Origin of the sequence: Actinomadura craniellae, from assembly GCF_003289645.1 — a bacterium.
In the GTDB taxonomy this organism is placed as follows: domain Bacteria; phylum Actinomycetota; class Actinomycetes; order Streptosporangiales; family Streptosporangiaceae; genus Actinomadura_D; species Actinomadura_D craniellae.
This window is the reverse complement of the sequence record NZ_QLYX01000009.1, coordinates 30,159-51,414: the sequence shown is the minus strand read 5'-3', so window position 1 is coordinate 51,414 and position 21,256 is coordinate 30,159. Positions and strand designations below refer to the sequence as shown.

The 21,256-nt window shown below is 73.5% G+C and carries 21 protein-coding genes; 5 read left to right on the top strand and 16 right to left on the bottom strand.

The window, feature by feature from the left end; all coding sequences use genetic code 11:
* Positions 1-70: 70 nt before the first annotated feature.
* The gene (locus DPM19_RS19700) at positions 71-3,394 is read right to left on the bottom strand and encodes an ATP-dependent DNA helicase (protein WP_111869433.1); all 3,324 of its coding nucleotides are present in this window, start codon (positions 3,392-3,394) and stop codon (positions 71-73) included.
* Between the two features lie 10 nt (positions 3,395-3,404).
* Positions 3,405-6,548, bottom strand: coding sequence for an ATP-dependent helicase (locus DPM19_RS19695; RefSeq protein WP_233510511.1), 3,144 nt, complete (start codon positions 6,546-6,548; stop codon positions 3,405-3,407).
* A 159-nt stretch (positions 6,549-6,707) separates the two neighbouring features.
* Here DPM19_RS19695 and DPM19_RS19690 point away from each other — a divergent pair, with 159 nt between their 5' ends.
* A complete protein-coding gene (locus tag DPM19_RS19690; RefSeq protein ID WP_158566834.1) occupies positions 6,708-7,403 on the top strand; it encodes a maleylpyruvate isomerase N-terminal domain-containing protein in 696 nt (231 codons plus the stop codon).
* Positions 7,404-7,450: 47 nt separating this feature from the next.
* On the top strand, positions 7,451-7,957 hold the full coding sequence (locus DPM19_RS19685) for a VOC family protein (protein ID WP_111869430.1): 507 nt from the start codon (positions 7,451-7,453) through the stop codon (positions 7,955-7,957).
* 55 nt (positions 7,958-8,012) lie between these two features.
* Here the strand turns inward: DPM19_RS19685 and DPM19_RS19680 are convergent, their stop codons facing one another.
* The 10 genes from DPM19_RS19680 to DPM19_RS35790 all read right to left on the bottom strand — a co-directional run bounded on the left by DPM19_RS19680 (position 8,013) and on the right by DPM19_RS35790 (position 15,806).
* Positions 8,013-8,918: a serine hydrolase gene (locus DPM19_RS19680; RefSeq protein WP_111869429.1), complete on the bottom strand. Its 906-nt coding sequence runs from the start codon at positions 8,916-8,918 to the stop codon at positions 8,013-8,015.
* Positions 8,919-9,002: 84 nt separating this feature from the next.
* Positions 9,003-9,308, bottom strand: a complete 306-nt coding sequence (locus DPM19_RS19675) for an MGMT family protein (protein WP_111869428.1) — start codon at positions 9,306-9,308, stop codon at positions 9,003-9,005.
* A complete protein-coding gene (locus tag DPM19_RS19670; protein ID WP_111869427.1) occupies positions 9,289-10,578 on the bottom strand; it encodes a S8 family serine peptidase in 1,290 nt (429 codons plus the stop codon). Before DPM19_RS19670 ends, DPM19_RS19675 begins: the two co-directional genes overlap by 20 nt.
* Complete coding sequence (locus DPM19_RS19665) at positions 10,572-11,375, bottom strand: hypothetical protein (RefSeq protein WP_111869426.1); 804 nt, start codon at positions 11,373-11,375, stop codon at positions 10,572-10,574. Before DPM19_RS19665 ends, DPM19_RS19670 begins: the two co-directional genes overlap by 7 nt.
* A 24-nt stretch (positions 11,376-11,399) precedes the next feature.
* A complete protein-coding gene (locus DPM19_RS19660) occupies positions 11,400-12,617 on the bottom strand; it encodes a S8 family serine peptidase (RefSeq protein ID WP_233510510.1) in 1,218 nt (405 codons plus the stop codon).
* The gene (locus DPM19_RS19655; RefSeq protein WP_111869425.1) at positions 12,611-13,315 is read right to left on the bottom strand and encodes a hypothetical protein; all 705 of its coding nucleotides are present in this window, start codon (positions 13,313-13,315) and stop codon (positions 12,611-12,613) included. Before DPM19_RS19655 ends, DPM19_RS19660 begins: the two co-directional genes overlap by 7 nt.
* A gap of 56 nt (positions 13,316-13,371) precedes the next feature.
* Positions 13,372-14,547: a S8 family serine peptidase gene (locus DPM19_RS19650; RefSeq protein WP_233510509.1), complete on the bottom strand. Its 1,176-nt coding sequence runs from the start codon at positions 14,545-14,547 to the stop codon at positions 13,372-13,374.
* On the bottom strand, positions 14,541-15,254 hold the full coding sequence (locus DPM19_RS35345) for a hypothetical protein (RefSeq protein ID WP_158566833.1): 714 nt from the start codon (positions 15,252-15,254) through the stop codon (positions 14,541-14,543). Before DPM19_RS35345 ends, DPM19_RS19650 begins: the two co-directional genes overlap by 7 nt.
* 131 nt (positions 15,255-15,385) lie before the next feature.
* Positions 15,386-15,580: a CsbD family protein gene (locus tag DPM19_RS19640; RefSeq protein WP_111869423.1), complete on the bottom strand. Its 195-nt coding sequence runs from the start codon at positions 15,578-15,580 to the stop codon at positions 15,386-15,388.
* A gap of 61 nt (positions 15,581-15,641) precedes the next feature.
* Positions 15,642-15,806 (bottom strand): hypothetical protein, encoded by a 165-nt coding sequence (locus DPM19_RS35790; RefSeq protein WP_199485176.1) that lies wholly within the window; start codon positions 15,804-15,806, stop codon positions 15,642-15,644.
* 199 nt (positions 15,807-16,005) lie between these two features.
* On the opposite strand from DPM19_RS35790, the gene moeZ reads away from it, so the two are divergent.
* The gene (gene moeZ / locus DPM19_RS19635) at positions 16,006-17,187 is read left to right on the top strand and encodes an adenylyltransferase/sulfurtransferase MoeZ (RefSeq protein WP_111869422.1); all 1,182 of its coding nucleotides are present in this window, start codon (positions 16,006-16,008) and stop codon (positions 17,185-17,187) included.
* Positions 17,188-17,237: 50 nt separating this feature from the next.
* Here the strand turns inward: moeZ and DPM19_RS19630 are convergent, their stop codons facing one another.
* Positions 17,238-17,495, bottom strand: coding sequence for a hypothetical protein (locus DPM19_RS19630; RefSeq protein WP_111869421.1), 258 nt, complete (start codon positions 17,493-17,495; stop codon positions 17,238-17,240).
* 56 nt (positions 17,496-17,551) lie between these two features.
* On the bottom strand, positions 17,552-17,845 hold the full coding sequence (locus tag DPM19_RS19625; RefSeq protein WP_111869420.1) for a hypothetical protein: 294 nt from the start codon (positions 17,843-17,845) through the stop codon (positions 17,552-17,554).
* A gap of 215 nt (positions 17,846-18,060) precedes the next feature.
* On the opposite strand from DPM19_RS19625, the gene DPM19_RS19620 reads away from it, so the two are divergent.
* A complete protein-coding gene (locus tag DPM19_RS19620) occupies positions 18,061-18,915 on the top strand; it encodes a helix-turn-helix domain-containing protein (RefSeq protein ID WP_111869419.1) in 855 nt (284 codons plus the stop codon).
* Between the two features lie 2 nt (positions 18,916-18,917).
* Complete coding sequence (locus DPM19_RS19615) at positions 18,918-19,163, top strand: DUF397 domain-containing protein (protein ID WP_111869418.1); 246 nt, start codon at positions 18,918-18,920, stop codon at positions 19,161-19,163.
* A 215-nt stretch (positions 19,164-19,378) separates the two neighbouring features.
* On the opposite strand, the gene DPM19_RS19610 is transcribed toward DPM19_RS19615, so the two are convergent.
* Together DPM19_RS19610 and DPM19_RS19605 are read right to left on the bottom strand one after the other, a co-directional pair.
* Positions 19,379-20,245 (bottom strand): hypothetical protein, encoded by an 867-nt coding sequence (locus tag DPM19_RS19610; protein ID WP_111869417.1) that lies wholly within the window; start codon positions 20,243-20,245, stop codon positions 19,379-19,381.
* Positions 20,246-20,379: 134 nt separating this feature from the next.
* A complete protein-coding gene (locus tag DPM19_RS19605) occupies positions 20,380-21,090 on the bottom strand; it encodes a TetR/AcrR family transcriptional regulator (protein WP_111869416.1) in 711 nt (236 codons plus the stop codon).
* Positions 21,091-21,256: the final 166 nt, after the last annotated feature.

The following is a 21,256-nucleotide window of genomic DNA, read 5'->3' as shown; positions in this document are numbered from 1 at the left end:
CGGCTGACCGTTGCCCCGGATCATCCCCTTACCGGAGGTCCCCTGACAACGCCGGGGGGCGGCCGATCGGTCAGCCCACCACCGGGACGGAGTCGAGCAGGGCGAGCAGCCCCGCCTCATCTTGCAGGTCGGCGGGGCGGAGGGTGGTGTTGGCCCGGACGTAGTGGAAGGCCGCGCTGACCGAGGTGACCGGGACGTCCGCCAACCGGGCCCAGGCCAGCCGGTACGCGGCGAGCTGCACCGCGGCGGTCTGCAGCTCCCCGTCCCGGGGCAGGGCGCCGGTCTTCCAGTCGACGACCTCGTAGCCGCTGCCGGCGTCGCCGAACACCGCGTCCATCCGGCCCCGGACCAGCCGGTCTCCGATGATCGTCTCGAACGGGATCTCGACGTCCAGCGGCCGCCGCGCCGCCCACTCCGACTCCTCGAAGCGCTCGCGCAGCATGGTGAACTCGGCGTCGTCGGCCGCGCCCTCGTCGGCGGCGCCGGGCAGCTCGTCCGGGTCGAGCAGCCGCTGCTGGCCCCACCGCGACTCCAGCCACCGGTGGAAGGCGGTGCCGCGCCGGGCGTACGGGGCGGGCGGGCGGGGCATCGGCCGGCGGATCTGCCGGGCCAGCTCCGCCGGGTCGCGGGCCAGCGCCACCAGGGAGGAGACCGACAGCCGGGCCGGCAGCTCCACCCGCAGCCCGTCGCCGCCGCGGCCCCGGTCGCGCTCGGCGAGCAGCAGTTCCACGTCCCGGGCCCAAGCCGTCATCCGGGCCCGGTCGGCGGTGGCCAGCCCGTGGTCGCCGGCCCAGAGCCGGGTGCGCCCGCCCATCGCGGCCTGGACCATCTCGGCGCCCTCGACGATCGCCGCGTACCGCTCCCCCTGCCCGTCGGCCGGCCAGACCGCCGTGGGGGCCTCGGCGAGCAGCGGGTTGGTGGCGTCCTCGTCGGGCGGGTCGGTCCAGACCGGCACGATCCCGGCGCCCGCCAGGCAGGACTCGCGGATCTCCGCCAGGAAGGGGGACGGGCCGAGCGGCCGGCTCGCCGACCCCCACCAGTAGCCGGTGGCGACGAGCAGGTGGGAGGCGCGGGTGACGGCCACGTACGCCAGCCGCCGTTCCTCGCGCAGGTCGCGCTCCGCGCAGGCCGCGTCGAAGTCGGCCAGCTCGTCCTTCTCCAGCCCGGCCAGCCGGGGCAGGTCGGCGCGGTCGCCGCGCAGCGGGAACGGCAGCAGCCGGGGGTTGGTCGTCCACCGGGTGGCGTACTGCGGCGGCGAGGGGAACACCGACCCCTTCGCGGGCGTGCCACCGCGCTGCGGGACGAACGACAGCCCGGGGACGACCACCACCGGCCACTCCAGCCCCTTGGCGGCGTGCACAGTCAGCAGCTTCACGCTGTCGGACTCGCCGACCCGGCCCGACTCCAGCCCGAACTCCTCGGACTCGGCGGCCTTCAGGTAGGCCAGGAAGGCGCCCAGCGTGGGGTCCTCGGCGTCCCCGGCGAACCGGGCGGCGGCGTCGATGAAGGCGTCCAGGTCGGCGCGGGCCGCCACCGGGTCGAGCCCCGACCGGGCGGCCACCTCGATGTCGAGGCCCAGCACCCGCTCCACCTCGGCGACCAGGTCCGGCAGCGGCAGGCCGGCCTGGGCGCGCAGCCCGCGCAGCTCCTGCCGCAACCGGGCCAGCCGGCCCCGCCCCTCCGGGGAGTACGCCTCCGGTGAGCCCGGGTCGTCGAGCGCGTCGACCAGGCTCCCGGTCTCCTGGTTCAGCTCGCCGACCAGCCGGTGCAGCGGGTCGAACTCCTCCGCCGCGGGGAGGTCCGGCTCCGCCGCCGCGGGCGCCGCCTCGGGGGCCTGGACGTCGCGGGCGGCCTCCATCGCCAGGTCGCGGGCGCGGCGCCCCAGGGCGACCAGGTCGCGCGGGCCGAGCCGCCAGCGCGGGCCGGTGAGCAGCCGGGCCAGCGAGGCGCCGGCCGTGGGGTCGTGCATCACCCGGAGCGTGGCGACCACGTCCTGCACCTCGGGGACGGTGAGCAAACCGCCCAGCCCCACCACCTCGACCGGGATGCCGCGCGCCTCCAGCCGCTGGCGGATCAGCGGGAACTGGGCGCGTTTGCGGGCCAGCACCGCGATGTCGGAGCACTTGAGCGGGCCTTCCAGCCAGGGCTCGCCGTCCGGCGCCCGCTCCGCCGGGGCGGCGAGCAGGCGCTCGATCCGGGCGGCGATCCGCTCCGCCTCCTGCTCGACCGTCTCCAGCAGCGCGCACTCGACCCGGCCGCGGCCGCGCCGGGTCTCGCCCGAGTACAGGCGGGGCACCACCTTCGCCTCGGCCCGCAGTTCCTCCTGCACCCGGGCGGCCACGTCGAGGATCCGCTCGCCGTTCCGCCAGCTCACCGAGAGCTGCGCGACCGGGGCGGGCACCGGCGGGGAGCCCTGCATCGGGAAGTCGTGCGCGAACCGCAGCAGGTTCCCGGCGCTGGCCCCCCGCCAGCCGTAGATCGACTGGCACGGGTCGCCGACCGCCGTCACCGGATGCCCGCCGGCGAACAACGCCTTGAGCAGCACCAGCTGGGCGTGGCTGGTGTCCTGGTACTCGTCCAGCAGCACCACCGGGTAGCGCGACCGCTCGATCGCCCCCACCTCGGGATGCCGGTGGGCGATCCGGGCGGCCAGCGCCATCTGGTCGCCGTGGTCGAAGACCTCCTTGCGGGCCTTGGCCGCCGCGTACGCCTCCAGCAGCGGCATCAGCTGCTCGCGCACCCCGTGCTTGGCCACGATGTCGCGCTGCGCCTTGAGCGGGCGGCGCACCGCGGCGAGCCGTTCGTCCAGCCACTCCCCGACCTTCCGCACGTCGTCGGGGGTGCGCAGGTGCTCCGACAGGTCGCCGGCCAGCTCGATCACGGCCTTGGTGACCGTGTCGGGCGACCACTCGACCATGTCCATCGGCCCGTCGTAGGCGTCCACCACCCGGGACGCGATCTGCCACGCCACCGCCGGGGAGATCAGCCGCATCGAGGGCTCCAGCCCCTCGCGCAGCGCGTGGTCGCCGAACAGCCGCGCCGCGTAGGCGTGGTAGGTCGACACGGTCGGCTCGCCGTCGAAGATCGTCTCTCCGCCGAGCCGTTCGACCTCGTCCTGCGGCAGCTTCTCGCGCAGCTGGTCGAGCCGGCGGCGAACCCGGGCGGCCAGTTCGGCGGCGGCCTTGCGGGTGAAGGTCAGCCCGAGCACCCGCTCCGGCCGGGCCAGCCCGTTGGCCACCAGCCACACCACCCGGGCCGCCATGGTCTCGCTCTTGCCCGACCCGGCCCCCGCCACCACCGCCAGCGGCGCCAGCGGCGCCTGGATGACCTGCGCCTGCTCGACGGTCGGCTCCGGGACCTCCAGCAGCCGCGCCAGCTCCCCCGGAGTGATCATGGTGACTCACTCACTGGACGTGCCCACCGTCCTCGTGCACCGGGCAGCAGGAGCGGACCGGGCAGGTACGGCACTTGTCGTTGGCGCGGGCCTCGAAGACGGGGCTGGACATCCCCTCGGCGACGATCTCGACGAGCTTCTTCGGCCAGTCGGGCTCGGCGTCCTCGGCCGGCGGCGGCTGGTTCTGCTCGCGGGCGCGGGCGGCGAAGGCGCCCTTGCCCACCTGGATCAGGCTGGCCCCGCCCGGCTCGACCAGCCCGTGCCGCTCGAACGCGCCGAGCGTCACCGCGTACTGGTAGACGCCGAGCTGCGGGTGCCGGTCGAGGTCGGCGGCGGGCACCGGGGTGGTGGAGGTCTTGATGTCGACGATGACCGCCCGGCCGTCGGCGTCGCGCTCGGCCCGGTCGATCCGGCCCTTGATGACCACCCGGCCCAGCTCGACCTTGAAGCTCTCCTCCAGGGCGACGACCTCGTTGGGGTTGTCGCGATGCCAGGTGAGGAACCGGTCGACCATGGCCGAGGCCTGCTCGCGCTGCTTCTCGGAGTACCAGGCGCTGCGGAAGTCCAGGTCGGTCCAGATCTCGTCGAGCCGCTTGGCGACGTCGACCTCGGTGACGCCGTCGTCGGCACCGGCCATCTCGGCGACCGCGTGGATCACCTTGCCCATCGTGCTGAACTCGTCCGGCCCGCCCTCCCGGGCGCCGACCGCCGAGGCCAGCAGCCAGCGCAGCCCGCAGGTGGTGAACGTCTCGACCTGGGACGGCGAGACGGTGATCGACTCGTCCGGCGCGAACGCCGGGCCGGGATCGGACAGCGCGGTGATCGCGTACCACTGGTCCGGGCCGGCGCCGCGCACCCCGGCGCGGGCCAGCCGGGCCAGGTGCCCGGCGGCAGCCCGGCGCAGCGGCTCCGGGCGGGACGGGTCGGCGACCACCGACCGCAGGTCGGCGACCAGGGCGGGTAGCGCCAGCCAGCGCGTCTTCTCGTCGAGTTGGGCCTGCTCGGCGGCTCCGGGCAGCAGCTCGTTGAGGAACCGGGACGGCCGCTCCTCGGTGTCCTCGCCGCCCACCGCGGTGACGACCAGCCGGCGCCGGGCCCGGGTCACCGCGACGTAGAACAGCCGGCGTTCCTCGTCGAGCATCTTGGCCGCCATCGACGCGCCGACCGCCTCGTCGCCGTCCGGCTCGGTGCCCGCGTGCAGCTCGACCAGCTCCTCGACGCCCAGCAGCGAGCCGCGCAGCCGCAGGTCGGGCCAGAGGCCCTCCTGCACGCCGGCCACCACGACCACCTCCCACTCCAGGCCCTTGGCGCGGTGCGCGGTGAGGATGCGGACGGCCTCGCCCTCCGGTGCCTGCTCGGCGAGGGTGTCGCCGGGGATCTCCTGGGCGGCGAGGTCGTCGACGAACACCTGGGGGCCGGCCTTGGGCAGCCGGTCGACGAAGCGCGCGGCGTGGTCGAACAGGGCGACCACCGCGTCGAGGTCGCGGTCGGCGGTGGCGCCGCGGGCACCGCCCCGGACGCTCTGGTCCAGCAGCCTTTCGGCCTGGCCGCTCTCCTGCCACAGCGTCCACAGCACGTCCTCGGCGGAGCCGCCCGCGGCGGTCGCCTCGCGGACGACGGAGATCAGGTGGGCGACGCGCTCGGCGGGGGCGCGGACCTTCTCGTGGACCAGCAGCAGTTCCCCCGGGTCGGTCAGTGCGGCGATCATGAGCTCGCCCAGCGTACGGCGTCCCCCCGACAGGTCCTCGACGTCGCGCAGCGCCCGCTTCAGCCGCCGCATGGCGAGCGCGTCGGCGCCGCCGAGCGGGCCGGTCAACAGGTCCTCGGCGACCTCCTCGTCGAGGTAGCCGCGGGTGAGGGCGGCCCGCAGCAGCATCAGCAGCGGCCGGACGGACGGCTCGGCGACCAGCGGCACCTCGTCGCCGGCCACCACCACCGGCACCCCGGCCTGGGCGAGGGCGCGGCGCAGCGCCGGCACCTGGAGCTGCGCCGACCGCACCAGCACCGCCATCCGCGACCAGGGGACGTTCTCCAGCAGGTGCGCCCGGCGCAGCTCGTCGGCGACCAGCGCGGACTCCTGGCTGACGCTGTCGGCGATGACGACGCTGACCTCGCCCTCCTCGGCCCCCTCGACGGGCAGCAGCGCGCGGTGCGCGGCGGACTGCGGGCCGGCCGGCAGCCGGCGCGCGATCCGCCGGGACGCCTCCAGCGGCTCCGGCCCCATCCGGCGGCAGGTGCGCAGCGCCACCACCGGGGCCGGCCAGCCGTCGCGGGTCGGGAACCGGTCGGGGAACTCCAGGATCCCCCGCACGTCGGCCCCCCGGAAACCGTAGATGGACTGGTCGGGGTCGCCCACCACGACCAGGTCGCGGCCCTCGCCGGCGAGCCGCCACAGCAGCTCCTCCTGGGCGGGGTCGGTGTCCTGGTACTCGTCGACGAACACGGCGTCGTAGGCCTGGTGCTCGCGCAGCCGCGTCTCCTCGTCGGCCAGCAGGTCGGCGGCCAGCTCGATCAGCTCGGCGTAGTCGTGGGTGGGCACCGGGTCGATCGCGAACCGGTCGGCGTAGCGGCCCATGAAGCGGCCGAGGGCGGTCCAGTCGTCGCGGCCCCGGGCGCGGCCCAGGCCGATCAGCTCCTCGGGGCCGTACCCGCGTTCGGCGGCCCGCAGGTAGAAGTCGCGCAGCTCCTCGGCGAAGCCGCGGGTGGCCAGGGCCGGGCGCAGCCGCTCCGGCCAGTCGGCGCCGCCGTCGCCGAGCTCGCCCACCAGCAGCCGCCGCACCTCCAGCAGCTGCTCGGGGCCCGACAGCAGGCGCGGCGGGGGTTCCTCGTTGCGGGTGGCCTCGCGGTGCATCAGCGCGTAGGCGTAGGCATGGAAGGTCAGGGCCAGCGGGGTGCGGGTGGTCCGGTGCAGCCGCCGGGTGATCCGCCCACGCAGTTCCTCGGCGGCCTTGCGGCCGAAGGTGAGCACCAGCACCCGTTCGGGATCGATTCCGCGATTCTCGATGCGGTCGACCACCGCTTCCACGATCGTGGTGGTCTTGCCCGTGCCCGGCCCCGCCAGCACGAGCAGCGGCCCACCCCCGTGTTCGACCACCCGCCGCTGGTCGTCGTCGAGCTCCGGCGGGCGCGCCTGCGCGACACCGGTGCGGCGCACGAGGCGATAGGGGGCTGATGACACAAGAGATGATTCCAACAGATCAACTGGCCTCGGCTGACCAGAATGACCGCATGTCGCGAAGGTGACGAAAGTTGCCGTTGGCACTTGTACGCAGCGTGTTGCCCCGATACTGGACTAAAGGGGCATGATGGAAGCATGTGGCGGGAGAGTGCGGTGAGCCCGGTGATGGATGGCTTCCGGGCAGAGGCCGAGCGGCTGGCCGGCGTGCTGTCGAACCTGCCCGAGAGCGGCTTCGACCGGCCCACGTCGTGCGAGCCGTGGACGGTGCGCGAACTGGTCGTCCACGTGACGAACACCACGGAACGGGTGGCCGGCTGGCTGGCCGAGCCCGAGCCGGCGACCGCCGAGGTCGACGCCGTCGGCTACTACCGGCCCGACCGGCGGTTCTCACCGGAGTCCAACGCCGTCCGGGTGGCCGACGCCCGGCGCGGGGCCGGCGGCTTCCGCTCCGGACACGAACTGGCCGGGCACTTCGACCAGGTCTGGCGAGCCGTCGACGAGGCCGTGCGGGCCGAGCCGCCCGGGCGCCGGATCAGCACCCGGTGGGACGACGCGATGCTCCTCACCGAGTTCATGGTCACCCGGGTCGCCGAGCTGGTGCTGCACGGCCTCGACCTGGCGCGCGCGCTGGACCGCGCGCCGTGGACCACCGACGAGGGCGGCGCCGTGGTCGAGCGGCTGCTGGTCACCGCGGGCGGCCCGGACGCCGTGGCCGCGCTGGGCTGGGACCGGCCCGCGCTGCTGGCCCGCGCGACCGGGCGCGCCCCGCTCACCCCGGCCGAGCGGCAGTTGGTCCGGGAACGGGGCGTACGGTGGTTGGCCCTGGGCTGATCCCCGGGTAGAACGCACGGGTCCGGCCTTTTTCAGGGAGGAGCGCCATGGCTCACACACGCTCGCAGGTGGATCTCGCCGCGGTCGAGGCCGAGCGGGCCCGGATCCGGGAGACGTACCTGCGGACCGAGGACCGGCCCGCCAGCTCCGCCCGGGGACTGCACCACACGGCGCTGCTCTCCTCGGACGTCGAGCGGACCGTCCGGTTCTACCAGGACCTGCTGGAGTTCCCGCTGACCGAGATGATCGAGAACCGCGACTACCCGGGCTCCACCCACTTCTTCTTCGACATCGGCAACGGCAACCTGCTCGCCTTCTTCGACCTGCCCGGGCTGGACCTGGGCCCGTACGCGGAAGTGCTGGGCGGCCTGCACCACGTGGCCATCTCGGTGGAGCGCCCGGCCTGGCAGCGGCTGCGCACCAAGCTGGCCGTGGCGGGCGTGGAGTACATGGAGGAGAACGGGTCCTCGATCTACTTCCGCGACCCGGACGGCGCGCGGCTGGAACTGCTCGCCGACCCCCTCGGCGAGATGTACGGCCACCAGGTTCTCTGACCACCGCCCGGCGCGCCCTGGCCCGGGGTCCGCCCGGTGGCGTGCCCGCCGGTGCTCACTGCGGCTCGGGCGGCGCGGTGGTGCGGCGGAACTCCTCGCCCGCCAGCCGGGCCGCGCGCTCCACCAGGGCGATGCCCGCCCCGGTGTCGGGGTGGTGGTCCGACAGCACCGCGATCAGCAGGTCGTGACCGCCGGTCCGGACCCGGCCGACGCTGTTGACCGCCCACAGCTTGCCGTGCGCGAGCCGGCGCTGCCAGCCGTTCTTCAGCGCCACCGGCTCGCCGGGCCGGGCCGCGGCGCTCACCCCCCACCGCTGCTCCGGGACGACCTGCGCCATCAACCCCAGGACGTACTCCCGGCCCGCCCGGTCCAGCGGCCCGTCGTCGCGGACCAGCGCCTTCAGCAGCCGGACCTGGTCGTCGGCGGTGGTGTCGGTGATGCCCCAGCAGTACAGGTCCAGGCAGCGCCCGCCGACCGTCTCCGTCTCGCGCAGCCCGAACCGCCGGTTCGCCGACCCCACCCCCTCGGCCCCGCCGGCCCGCTCCCACAGCCGGTCGGCCGCGCGGTTGTCGCTGTACCGGATCGCCGGCCCGGCCAGTTCGCGCTCGGCCGCGTCCAGCCCCTCGCCCTCCTTCTGGCGGCGCAGCAGCAGCGCCATCACCATGTCGACCTTGGCGCAGCTCGCGGTGACGAACCGCGCGCCGGGCCGGTAGCGGAAGACGGTGCCGGTGGTGAGGTCGTGCACGGTCATCGACAGCGGCCGGCCGGCGCGCGCCCGGTCGAGCGCGCGGGTGAGCCCCTTGCGGTCGAGCGACCGGACCTTCGGGGCCGCCGGGACGGGCGCCTGCGGCTGCGCGAGGACCTTGCGCGGCGGTTCCGGACGCGGCGGCGCCAGGGGGCCGGCCCCGGCCGCGCACACGCCCACCGCGAGCAGGGCGGCGGCGGCCGCGATCCGGTTCATACGCCAAGCATCCTCTCGCCCCATAAAGGACATATGTCGCGTTTACTCAGTCCAGCGTAAAGAACCCCGTGTAACGCGCCCGTTTCACTCTCCCGACCACCGGGCCCGGCGCATGTCGACCCGCGCCCCGCCCGGCCGCAGCGGGGTGCCCTCGGCCCGGTACCGCTCCAGCGCCCGCCGCTCGTGCCCGGCCGGCGGGCTGCCGTCGGCGCGGAGCACCCGCCACCATGGCACCGCACCGCCCCAGTGCGCCATCACCCGCCCGACCTGCCGGGGACCGCCGCACTCCAGCAACTCGGCGACGTCGCCGTACGCCAGCACCCGCCCGGCCGGGATCCGCTCCACCAGGTCGAGCACCAGCTCGGCGAACTCATCGGGTTCCGCTGCCATCCCCGGATTCTCCCGCCTCCCCGGCCCGCGCGTCCGCCGGCCCGGGCGGCTCCGGAACCGGATCGCCCGCGGGCCACGGCGGGCCACGGCGGACCGGCGGGGATCCCGCGGCCGGGACCGGGGCGCGGCGCCGGCCGCGCACGGCGACGAATACTGCGGCGAGCATCGCGAGGACGCCCGCCCCGGCCAGCGCGGAGAAACCGGCCAGTTCCCCCGCCGAGTGCCGGACCGCCTCGATCGGCTCCGGGCGGCCGGCGAAGCGTGACGCGTCCGGCACCGACCCCGGCGGCGGGCCCAGCGGGAGCGGGTTCTCCGCCATCTTCCGGGCCTCCCGCAGCGCGCCCGCCGGGTTCACGATCCCGAAGCCGAGGTTCGTGTCGTAGCGGCCGGCCCCCGCCGGGTGCCGCGCCGATCTCGCCAGCGCGGTGGCGACCTGGGCCGGAGTGAACCGCGGGTACGCGGACCGGACCAGCGCCGCGGCCGCCCCCGCCCAGGCCGTCGCCACCGACGTCCCCTCGTACCTCCAGAACCCGCCCGGCCTGAAGATGATGTGCTCGCCCCCGGGAGCGGCGACCAGCACGCCGCTGCCCGGCTGGGAGTACTTGCGGTACGGGCGCCCCTTCGTGTCGACCGCGCCGACCCCGACGACTCCGGTCATCGCGGCGGGGAAGGGCCGGTTACCGTGGCTTTCGGGGCCTTCCACCCGGCCGTTGCCCGCGACCACCACCGCGTTCTTGGCCAGGGCGTAGGCGACGGCCGGGCCGAGGGGACCCCCGTAACTGTCATCCCAGAAGTGCGGGCCCACCACGATGACCCCGGCGCCCTGGTCCGCGGCGTAACGAATCCCGTCGGCGGTGGTCTGCCGGCTGTCGTTCCGCGACTCCCATCTCTGCGCTCCCGGTTCCTCCCAGTCCATGTGCACCCGGACGGGAAGGATCTTCACCTCGGGGGCGAGCCCGAGCCCGCGACCTGCGAGGAGTCCGGCCAGCAGACTGCCCTCGATCTTCTTCGGTCGCGGCGTCCCGACGAAGTCGCGCCCCTTGCGCACCGCGTCGCGCCGGGCGACGAACCCGGCGTCCACCCCGGTGCTGAGGATCGCGACGGTGACCCTCCCGCCGCGGGTGGTCTGGTGGGCGTCGCGGAAGTCGCGGGCGAGCCTGTCGTCCCAGCCGGTGGAGTCGGCCCGGGCCGCCGGAACGGGGAACGCCAGTGGCGCGAGGAGGGCCAGGGCCACGGTGGCGAGCAGCGCGGACGGCCTGCGGATCAGCATCGGACGTTCCTCGTCTCGCACGGCCGCGCCACCTTCTGGAAGGACTCGATCAGGGTGCTGAAGATGTCACCGGCGAAGGTGAAGTCCTCGTCCCTGTCCTTGTCGGGGACCCGGCCTCTGGCGTCCGCCCAGCCGCTGGTGTGGAAGAAGATGTAGGGGGTTCCGTTGGCCGCCATCCAGCGTTTCTGCCGCCGGGCGTCGGTGAATCCCGCCGCGATCGTGCCGGAGAACGCGACGGCCCGCAGGCCGTACCCGTCCCTGTTCTCGGTTCCGGAGGCACTGAACCCGCCCTCCGCCGCCGCGGCCGCGGGCCGGTCGGGCATGACGACCACCCCGAAGGTGGTCAGCAACGTGCCGGTGGCGTCCGCGTAGGTGGCACGCAACACGGTCCGGCAGCCGTGGCGCGCCAGGATGGCCGCCGCCTTCGCCTCCATCGCCGCGGTACAGGATGCGGCGGGAGCGATGCCGATCCGGCGGGCCGCCAGCCGGGCGGTCTGCTCGGTGCCGGTCCAGGAGACCTCGTAGGAGAGGGTGGGCGGGAAGATCTCGCCGGCCGGGCGGAACCGCCAGCGGGCCGCGATTTCGGCGTCCCCGGCGGCCTCGACCTCGGCCCGGGTGGGTTCGCGGAGGAGTTCGGCGGCGAGCCCGGCACCGCCGCCCGCCACCGCGGCGAGGCCGAGGACGGCGAGCGCCGCGGCGAGGAGGGCCCGGCGCCGCCGGGACGGGGCGGGCACCGCCTGGTCGGCCGCCTGCTCCGGCGTTTCAGGCGTTTCGGATATGGAGTCGGCTTCGGACACGCAGGCACGGTATCCGAAAAATGATCATGAATCACTCGGATTATCCCCGGCCGCTCGGCGGGGGCGGCGGGCGGCCAGGAAGGTGAGGGAGACCAGTAGGCCGGTGGAGGAAAGGGCGGCGGCCAGCCCGGGAACGGCGAGCCGGCCAGTGTCCGGGAGAGCGATCTCGGCCGGGCCGGGCCGGCCGGAGTCCGGCCCGGGGCCGAACCGGCGGGATTCCGGCAGGCCCAGGCCGGCGGCGCGCGTGCCGGCGAGCCGGTCGGCCGCCGCCAGGGCCGCCGCGGCGTTGACCGTGCCGAAGCCGACGCCGGGGTCGTAGCCGCCGGCGGGGCGGTGCGCGGTACCGGTGACGAGGGCCTGGACCACCAGGGGCGGGGCCAGCCCGGGATGCCTGGCCCGGACCAGCGCCGCCACCCCGGCGACGAGGGCGGTGGCGGGGCTGGTGCCGTCGCCGACCCAGTAGTCCCGGCCCGGCCCGGCGCCCACGATGTCCACGCCGGGCGCCGAGACGACCACCGCGGAGTTCCGGCTGGAGAACCCGGCGTGCCGGCCCTCCCGGTCGGTCGCGGCCACCGAGACCACGCCGGGGAAGGAGGCCGGGTAGGAGTACGGCGGGCGGCGGGCGGGTTTCCCGTCGCCCTCGTTCCCGGCGGCGGCGACCACGACCGCGCCCCGGTCTATGGCGTAGGCGATCGCCCGGCGCTCCCGGTCGCTCGGGGTCGTCCGGCCGAACGACATGCTGATCACGTCGGCGCCGTGGTCGGCGGCGTACCGGATGCCGTCGGCGATGACGTCGCGGTAGCGCGCGGCGGAGTTGAAGCGGTCGAACCCGGGCTCGTCGTCCTCCAGGATCACCCGTAGCGACAGGACGCGCGCCTCGGGCGCCACCCCCGTCATGCCGTCGAGCCCGCGCGGGCCGTGGCCGTGCCCCGCGATGATCGAGGCCATGGTGGTGCCGTGGACCTGCCTGGGCGGCACGCCTCGCGGGTTGGCGCCCGCGGTGCGGTCGGGGCCCACGGTGACCGAGCCGGCGAGGTCGGCCTGCGCGGGGTCGACACCGGAGTCCAGCACCGCCACGGTGGCGCCGTTCCCCCGGGTGAGGTTCCACGCCCGGGGGACGTCGAGGGCCGCGAGCACCGGCCAGAACCGGTCCCGGATCCCGTCGGCGCGGGCCGGGGGGCCAGCCGCCGTCGCGACCGCGCAGGCGAGGGCGAGGGCCACGCCGGGGCGGAAGGTCAGCACGCCGGCCGCCCGCACCCGGGCCCGGCCGCCAGCGGGCCGAGCACCCCCGCGGCGAGTTGCGGCGCGATCTCGAAGAGGACGTCCTGCCGCGACCTGATCCGCGCGGCGGGGCGCCCGTCGGTGTATCCCACGGTCGCCGCCACCACGTACGGGCCGCGGTGCGCGACCGCGGCGGCCTGCCGGGCGGCGTCGCCGAACCGGGACGTCACCGAGCCCGGGAAGGGCAGCGCCCGCAGCCCCGGGGACGCCACGGACCGTCCCGACGGCAGCCGGGCCGCCGTCCGCGCGGCCGCCGCCGGGTCGGGCAGCACCAGCACCCCCACCGTGATCACCAGGCCCTGCGGCGCGTCGAGGTAGGTCGCGCGCAGCACCGCCCGGCACCCGGCGCGCCGCAGCCCGTCCCGCAGCGGGACGTCCACGGCCGCCGCGCACCCGGTGCCGGGCCCGATGCCCACCCGCCGCGCGGTCTCCCGGCCGCCCACCGCCAGGGTGTAGGCGATCGTGCCGGGGAAGAGGCGCCCGGCGGGCCACGACCGCCAGCGCCCGGCCTGCTCGGCCAGGACGGCCCGCGCCCGCTCGGCCCCGGTGGGCGCCCGGCCCAGTTCCCGCTGGACCGCCAGCAGCGCCGGCACCATGACGACCAGGCAGGCCGCGGCCACGCCGAGGGCGACGGGGCGCGGGCCGACGGGAAGGGGCACGAAAGCGGAGCGTAGCCGAACCGAACCTCTCCGGCATCACCGGTCCCCGGTGCGGCTCAGGGTTCGCGGCGAGCGCGCCCGTGGATCCGGGCGACCACGAAGAAGGCGACGGCGGCGCCGCCGAGCCCCGCCACGCTCAGGCCGGGGGCTCCGTACGTCAGCCAGAAGGGCCGGTCGATCACGGCCACCGGCCCGGTCTCGCCGCCGAAGCGCTGCGCGGCGGGTTTGCCCTGCGGGGTCGCGCCCGCCAGCGGGGCGGCCGCCTCGAGGGCGCGGGCGGCGTTCACCTCGCCGAAGCCCAACTCGGGGTTGTAGCCGTCCCCCTGGGCGCTGGTGACCAGCGCCTGGGCGACCAGGCCGGGCGTCAGCCGGGGGTACTTGGCCCGGATCAGCGCGACGACCCCCGACACCAGCGCGGTGGAGTTGCTCGTGCCGTCGGTCAGGAAGTAGTCGCCGCCGGGCGCCGCGGTGGCGATCTCCACCCCGGGCGCGGCCACCACCACGGAGTGGTTGCGGTTGGAGAAGGGCGCGCGCCGGTGTTCAGGGGTGGCCGCCGCCACCGTGATCACGCCGGGGTATCCCGCCGGGTAGGAGAACTCGGTGTAGCCGCCGGAGTCGGTCCGGCGGGGTTCGTCGCCCTCGTTGCCGGCCGCGGCGACGACGACCACGCCGCGCTCGATGGCGTAGCCGATGGCCTCCCGCTCGGCGGTGTTGGACACGTACTTGCCCAGGGACAGGTTGATCACGTCGGCGCCCTCGTCCGCGGCGTGGCGGATGCCCCGGGCCACCGCGTTCCGCGCCCGGGAGTCGCCCTGGTAGGAGAAGTACCCGGGGTCCCCCCGCTCGGCGAGCGCCCGGATCGCCAGGATCTTGACCTGCGGTGCCACGCCGATGATGCCGTCGCGACCGCCCGGCCCGTGCCCGCGCCCGGCGATCAGCGAGGCCATCGCGGTGCCGTGCCGTCGCAGCGGCCGGGAGGAGCGGTCGATGTGGGTCAGGTAGTTGGGCCCGGTGGTCACCGCGCCCCGCAGGTCGGCCTGGGCGGGGTCCACGCCGGAGTCGATGACCGCGACCGTCACCCCCGCGCCCCGGGTGGTCCGCCAGGCGTTCTCCACGCCGAGGGCGGCGAGCACCGGCTGCTGCCGGTCGCGGACGATGTCGGCGCGGGCGGCCGGGGCCGGGGCGAAGGCGACCGCGGCGACGACGAGCGCGGCGGACGCGGCCCTCAGCACCGCCACTCCGGGCGGTCGCAGTCGGGCAGCGCCGGGGTGGACAGGGCGCGGAGCACGGTGTGCGCGAGTTGGGGGGCGAATTCGAAGATCTCCGTCCTGCGGCGGTCGCCGAGGGCCTCGGCCGGACGGCCGTCAGCCTGCCCGGCCGTGCTGAGCGCCAGGTAGGGGCCGCCGCGCTCGGCGGTGCCGTACTGCCGGGCGGGGTCCTCGAAGCGGGCGGCCACCGTGCCGGGGAACGGCGCGGCGCGCAGCGCGGTCGCCGAGCCGGGGACCTCGCGGCGGGCCCGGGCCGCCGCCGTCGGGTCGGGGAAGACCACCACCCCGACCGTCACGACCACCCCCTGGAGCCGGTCGACGTAGGTGGCGCGCAGCACTCCGCGGCAGCCCAGCGCGCGCAGCTTGCCGACCAGGTCGGGGTCGAGTCCCGCCTCGCAGGCCGTGTCGGTGGCGATGCCCGCCCGCCGGGCCTGCTCCTGCCGCCCGTCGGGCGGCGCGTACGCCAGCCGCTCGGGGAAGATCCGTCCGGACGGCCACGCCTGCCAGCGGCGGGCCACCTCGACGTCGGCGGCACGGCGCAGCTCGGCGGGGGTGGGGTCGCGGGTGAGGGTCATCCAGGTGCCGACCACGGCGATGGCCGCGGTGAGGGAGTACGCGACGGCGACCGCGACGGCGACCACCAGCCACTGGCGCAGGCGCAGGCCGAACACCGTGGATCGGTTAGGAAACGGCTGAAGCGCCACGAAAGCCAAGATTAGTCGGAATTTGGCAGCGGGGCGCGGCAACAGGGGTCTCCCGGTGCCGGGAGACCCCTGCGAACGTGCACGCGGTTACCGGTTCCTCACCGGCGGAAGGTCTTGCGGACCTCCCGGGCGGTGTCCTTGGCCCGCTCGCCCACCTGCTTGGCGCCGCCGGCCACCCGGTCTCGCCGCCCCTCCGCCTCCAGGTACGGGTCGCCGCTCCGCCGGCCGGCCTCTTCCTTGCTCCGGCCCGCGGCCCGCTGGGCCTTGTTCTTGAGCTTGTCCAGGAAACCCATGTCCTGCCCCTCCTTCGGGTTACGGCCGCCCCGTGCCCGGTGCGCGGGGATCCATGCGTGGTCAGGTGTACTGGCCGCGGATGCGCTCGGCCTCGCGGTGGATGCGCGCCTGGGTCTCCAGCAGCTTCGCCTCGGCCTCCTGGGTGCGCCGCTGGGCGCGGAGTTCGCGCAGGCTGGGCGTGCGGCGGGTCTTGCGGGTCCGGCCCGGTCGCTTGAACAGTCGCATGGCGTTCCTCCTTGGATTGCGCGGCGGGAGGATCCCCCGCTTCGACCGGTTCATGCGCGCCGGCCCGCTGACGTGGGGTGTCGCAGGACACTGCCGCACCGCCGGGGATTCGGGAATGCGGCACGGCATGGCAAGGTTGGGGGTGAACAGGACGAAGGAGTCCGCCCGCCCGCCCCATCGCACGCGCAGGAGCACAACCGTGTCGTTGCCACCTCTGGTCGAGCCCGCTGCGGAGCTGACCGTCGACGAGGTACGTCGTTACTCGCGGCACCTGATCATCCCCGACGTCGGGATGACCGGGCAGAAGCGCCTGAAGAACGCCAAGGTGCTGTGCGTCGGCGCGGGCGGCCTCGGCTCCCCCGCCCTGATGTACCTGGCCGCCGCGGGCGTCGGAACGCTGGGCGTCATCGACTTCGACGTCGTCGACGAGTCCAACCTGCAACGCCAGATCATCCACGGCCAGTCGGACGTGGGCCGTCCCAAGGCCGAGTCCGCCGCCGCCACCGTCGCCGAGATCAACCCGCTGGTGAACGTCGTCGTGCACAACGAGGCGCTGTCCAACGAGAACGTGCTGGACATCTTCTCCGGCTACGACCTCATCGTGGACGGCACCGACAACTTCGCCACCCGCTACATGGTCAACGACGCGGCGGTGCTGCTCGGCAAGCCGTACGTGTGGGGGTCCATCTACCGCTTCGACGGCCAGGCGTCGGTCTTCTGGTCCGAGCACGGGCCGTGCTACCGCTGCCTCTACCCCGAGCCGCCGCCGCCCGGCATGGTGCCGTCGTGCGCCGAGGGCGGGGTGCTGGGCGTGCTGTGCGCGTCCATCGGCTCCATCCAGGTGAACGAGGCCATCAAGCTGCTCACCGGCATCGGCGACCCGCTGGTGGGGCGGCTGATGATCTACGACGCCCTGGAGATGACCTACCGCAGCGTCAAGGTCCGCAAGGACCCCGAGTGCGTGCTGTGCGGCAAGAACCCCACCGTCACCGAACTGCTGCCCGACTACGAGGCGTTCTGCGGCGCGGTCTCCGACGAGGCCGCCGCGGCCGCCGCCGGCTCGACCATCACCGCGTCCGAGCTCAAGGACATGCAGGACCGCGGCGACGACATCTTCCTGGTGGACGTCCGCGAGATCAACGAGTACGAGATCGTCTCCATCCCCGGCGCGACGCTGATCCCCAAGGGCGAGTTCCTGTCCGGCGCGGCCCTGGAGCGGCTGCCGCAGGACAAGAAGATCGTCCTGCACTGCAAGTCCGGGGTGCGCAGCGCCGAGGCCCTGGCCGTGGTGCACAACGCCGGCTTCACCGACGCGGTCCACGTCGGCGGCGGCGTCCTGGCCTGGGTCAACCAGATCGACCCGAGCCTGCCCTCCTACTGACCCGACACGCACGCGACGGCCCCGGAATCCCGGGGCCGTCCGTGTTCGGTTCAGTCGAACATCTCCTCGGCTGATTTAGCCGTGGCGGCCTGCTTGGCCCACGCACGCAATTGACCGAGATCGGTACAGGACGTGAGCCGTTCCCGAACCTGATCGGAGACCTCCAGTTCCTGAACTTCCAAGAAGTTCAGGATGCCTTCCACCATGATCTTGGCACTGCCCACAGCCCTGCCATAACCCACCGCAAGGCCCAGTTCGTAGTACTTGCGGGAGAAGACGCCCAGGTCTTCCGGGCTCATGGCGCTCACGACTTCTTCCGCGCTGTGCAGGACACCCCATCTCGGAGGACTCGGCTTTCCGAGGCTCACCGGAGCCAGACCAGTTCCGAGTCCAGGCGGCGGGACGCGCTCTCCGGGCTGCGCCAGTTGCTGATGCCCCTGCCCGACGGGTGCACCGTCAGGACGTGCCCGCCGGGCAGCGCCATGCCGTACGCAACGACGTCCCGGACGGGCACGTCGTTGTCGTCGGTGTCCTCCTGGACGAGCATGAACAGCCTCGCCGTTCCGGCCCTGTCCGGGTCGGCGGCATCGGCTCCGGCCCCGGCCGGATCGCGCTCGTGGTAGACAGGCGGTTGTTCGGATCCGCGGATGCCATCCATCGGGGTTGCTCCCTTCCGAGCGTCCGGGCCGGGACGGGGCCGCCTCGCACGCGATGACCCGTCCCGGCCCTCTTTCGCCCTACTTTTCGTCACTGACTGCATCAGGTGGCCTACGGTTGGTATAGTTCCACCGAACCAGGCACTTAACAAGTTGTTCAGCTCAATACCTGCGAACTTCTTCGCGGAGGGAAGTTCGGTGGAAGGGAGAACCCGGTATGGCCCCTCGGCAGCGGGCGACCTTGCGCTCCCAATGGCTCGGGCAGCAGCTACGTGACCTGCGTGACGGCAGCGGGCTCATGCTCAAGGAGGTCGCCGAATACCTCCAGCGGGACCCCGGGACCGTCAGCCGCTTCGAGTCGGGCTTCTACCCGATCCGGCGCCCGGACCTGATGGCCCTGCTGGATCTGTACAGCGTCTCCAACCGCAGGCGCCGCGAGGCCCTGCTGCAACTCAGCGAGGACGTCTGGCAGAAGGGCTGGTGGGACGGCTACTCCAGCGACGTGGTCGGATCTCTGATCGACTACGTCTGGTTGGAGGCACGGGCGATGCACATCCGGTCGTTCGCCGCCTTCGTGATACCCGGCCTGCTCCAAACACCCGCATACGCCGAGAGCGTGATCCGCGCCAACGATCCTGAAGCGACACCCGAACAGATCGAGCGCTGGCTCGAACTGCGGATGGCCCGGCAGCAGGTGCTGGATCGCGACGATCCGCCCCGACTGTCCGTGATTATGGACGAGGCGGTTCTCCGCCGCCAGATCGGCGACCCGGCGACCATGGCCGCCCAACTGCACCGCCTCGCTCTGTACGCAGCCGGACCCACGGTGGACATCCGGATCCTGCCTTTCCGTGCGGGCACCCCGGCCAGCACCTACGGTCCGTTCGAGATCTTCGAACTACCCGACCCGTTCCCGGAAGTGGCCTACACGGAGACGATGGCAGGTGCTCTCTACGTGGAATCGCCCGACAATAAGCGGTTTTTCCGGGCGTACGATGGACACGAGAGCTTGACTCTCAGTCCAGTTGACTCCGCCAAGTTGATCTCAACAGCGGCAGACGAATGGCAGTGAACATGTCAGAGACACACGAAACGCTCAGCCCCCAGGAGCGATCCCGCGTCGCCTGGCACATCAGCACCTACAGTCCCAACAACGGTGGCAACTGCGTGGAGGCGGGCCCCCTGGGTGACGGCAGCGAGCGGGTCGCCGTGCGGCACAGCCACCACCCCGACGCCGAAGTCATCGTCTACACCCGCGCCGAATGGGAAGCCTTCACCGCCGGCGTCCGCAACGGCGAATTCGACTTCTTCCCCCGCTGACCAGCGCGCCAGCCAGGCGTGACTGAACCTTCCTCGCACACGCCCTGTCGACCGCATGCATGGAACGGCCCCGAGGCACGCAGCCTCGGGGCCGCTGGCGTTTAGAGCCAAGCCCGCCTCCGGGCAGGCGCTGGGCCCCCCCGGCTCTGCACTGCACGACTCGCGATCAGCCCACCGAAGTGGCACAGCGGTTACACCGGATGGACGCCGGTGGCTCAGTCGAACAGCCCCTCGGCAGATTCGACCACAGCGGCTCGCCTGCCCCAAGCCTTCAACTGATCGAGGTCTGTGCAGGAGGTGATCCGCTCCCGAGCCTCGTCGGAGACGTCCAGTCCCCGGGCCTCCAGAAAGACTAGGATCATCTCCGCTTCGCCCTCGGCTTTGCCAGCACTGTGGTATTTGCCGGTGAAGGCGCCTTCGTAGTCGTGCGTCGTGGTCGTCATGAGCTCCTCCAGGCTGTCCCGGGCCGCCCCGGACAGTTGTGACCGCACATACTGATGGTACTGAAAAGCGGTGTCCTCGTCCGGGACGCTCAGGGCGGCCAGGTAGGCGTCCAGGACCTGCAGGTAGTCGGGGTGATCGGTGTGGGCGACGGCGCTCAGGACCGACAGTTCCGGTAGGCGGCGGGCCTGTTCGGCGTCGGTCACCACGGGGAGCCGGTCGGGGCCCAGGACCTGGGGTCTGAGTACCCAGTCCGGGCCGCCGGGCGGGCCGAGGTCGATGGGTTCGGCGCAGGCGGCGGCCGTGGCGGCCGTCGGGCACAGCACCAGCAGTGTCACCGGGCACCGGCAGCGGGCGCGCAGCACCGCCAGGTAGGCCGGCCAGCTGAACCGTTTCTCGGTGCTGGGCTTGAGCTGTACCTCGACGATGATTCCCAGTTCCGGATTGGTGGGGTCGCCGACGAGGACGGTGGTGTCGCAGCGCAGTTCCTTGGGTTTGACGTCGTTCAACGTCTCCGAACTCAGGCTGACCTTGGCGGAGTCGGGGACCGCCACACCGCAGACCGTTCTGAGCAGCTCGGGGGCCAGTTCCGGCCGGTTCCGGAACAGCTCCAGCGGCATCTCGTGTTCGAGCGAGGGCATGCGGAGAACATTATCCGCGACAATTCACCAGCACATGGCAAAGAGCGAGTTATCCCGGTATTCAGCACTTCACACCCCGCCCGGCAATCTGGAAATTCCGGGCAGATAAAACATTTCCCTTAATTCACCGAACGTCATTCCGGCGGCGGGTACTCCAGGCCGAGCATCGGGGCCAGATCGGCGAGCATCATGTCGAACAGCGGCTCGGCGTCGTCCAGCGCGAAGGCCAGGTGGCCGAAGACCTCCAGGCTCACCGCGCCCTGCAGGCGCACCCAGCACTGCAGGTACGTCAGCATCGTGCCCAGCGGCAGCGACACGCCCAGGCCGTCCCGGTAGGTGCGGAGCTGCTCGCGCAGCCGGGGGTCGATCTCCTCGTCGGCCGGCACGGGGAACGGCCGCTTCTGCCACAGCTCCATGAACAGCCGCAGGAAGGTCCAGCCGAACCGGCGGCCGCACTCGGCGGCGATGTCGGCCGTCTCCACGTACAGGCCCGGCATCGGGGTGCCGAAGATGAGCGCGTACTCCCGCGGGTGACCCAACGACCAGCGGCGGAACTCCCGGGCCGCGGTCACGAACTTGACCGCCATGTCGACCTGGCCGAGGCCGTGCAGCGCCGTCGTGATGTCGTCGGTCAGCTCCGTGAAGACGTCGGCGATCAGGTGTTGCAGCAGCTCGTGGTGGCTGTCGAAGTAGCGGTACAGGGCGGGCGCGGTCATGCCCATCTCCCGGGCGATCGCCCGCAGCGTCACCGCGTCCGGCCCCTGCTCGACCAGGATCCGCCGGGCCGTGCCGGTGATCTCACGGACCGTGGCGGCCCGGAGCCGGTCACGCCGGGTTTCGGCCATCGAATCCTCTTTTCTGGTCGGGCGCGAAGCGTCCTCGCATGATTCACCAAGAACGCCCTTGACGGAAGTGAACGCCGTATGCAACGTTAACACCGTTCGCAGTAAACGCCGTTCACCATGGTGACCATGCATAACCAGCGAGCGGCGGCCGAGGCGTGACGAGACG

What these genes read in the sequence shown, in the direction of transcription:
- DPM19_RS19700 (WP_111869433.1), bottom strand. Translation starts at nt 3,394, where the DNA reads ATGATCACTCCGGGGGAGCTGGCGCGGCTGCTGGAGGTCCCGGAGCCG.
- DPM19_RS19690 (WP_158566834.1), top strand. Translation starts at nt 6,708, where the DNA reads ATGTGGCGGGAGAGTGCGGTGAGCCCGGTGATGGATGGCTTCCGGGCA.
- DPM19_RS19685 (WP_111869430.1), top strand. Translation starts at nt 7,451, where the DNA reads ATGGCTCACACACGCTCGCAGGTGGATCTCGCCGCGGTCGAGGCCGAG.
- DPM19_RS19680 (WP_111869429.1), bottom strand. Translation starts at nt 8,918, where the DNA reads ATGAACCGGATCGCGGCCGCCGCCGCCCTGCTCGCGGTGGGCGTGTGC.
- DPM19_RS19675 (WP_111869428.1), bottom strand. Translation starts at nt 9,308, where the DNA reads ATGGCAGCGGAACCCGATGAGTTCGCCGAGCTGGTGCTCGACCTGGTG.
- DPM19_RS19670 (WP_111869427.1), bottom strand. Translation starts at nt 10,578, where the DNA reads ATGCTGATCCGCAGGCCGTCCGCGCTGCTCGCCACCGTGGCCCTGGCC.
- DPM19_RS19640 (WP_111869423.1), bottom strand. Translation starts at nt 15,580, where the DNA reads ATGGGTTTCCTGGACAAGCTCAAGAACAAGGCCCAGCGGGCCGCGGGC.
- DPM19_RS35790 (WP_199485176.1), bottom strand. Translation starts at nt 15,806, where the DNA reads ATGCGACTGTTCAAGCGACCGGGCCGGACCCGCAAGACCCGCCGCACG.
- DPM19_RS19625 (WP_111869420.1), bottom strand. Translation starts at nt 17,845, where the DNA reads ATGGATGGCATCCGCGGATCCGAACAACCGCCTGTCTACCACGAGCGC.
- DPM19_RS19620 (WP_111869419.1), top strand. Translation starts at nt 18,061, where the DNA reads ATGGCCCCTCGGCAGCGGGCGACCTTGCGCTCCCAATGGCTCGGGCAG.
- DPM19_RS19615 (WP_111869418.1), top strand. Translation starts at nt 18,918, where the DNA reads ATGTCAGAGACACACGAAACGCTCAGCCCCCAGGAGCGATCCCGCGTC.
- DPM19_RS19610 (WP_111869417.1), bottom strand. Translation starts at nt 20,245, where the DNA reads ATGCCCTCGCTCGAACACGAGATGCCGCTGGAGCTGTTCCGGAACCGG.
- DPM19_RS19605 (WP_111869416.1), bottom strand. Translation starts at nt 21,090, where the DNA reads ATGGCCGAAACCCGGCGTGACCGGCTCCGGGCCGCCACGGTCCGTGAG.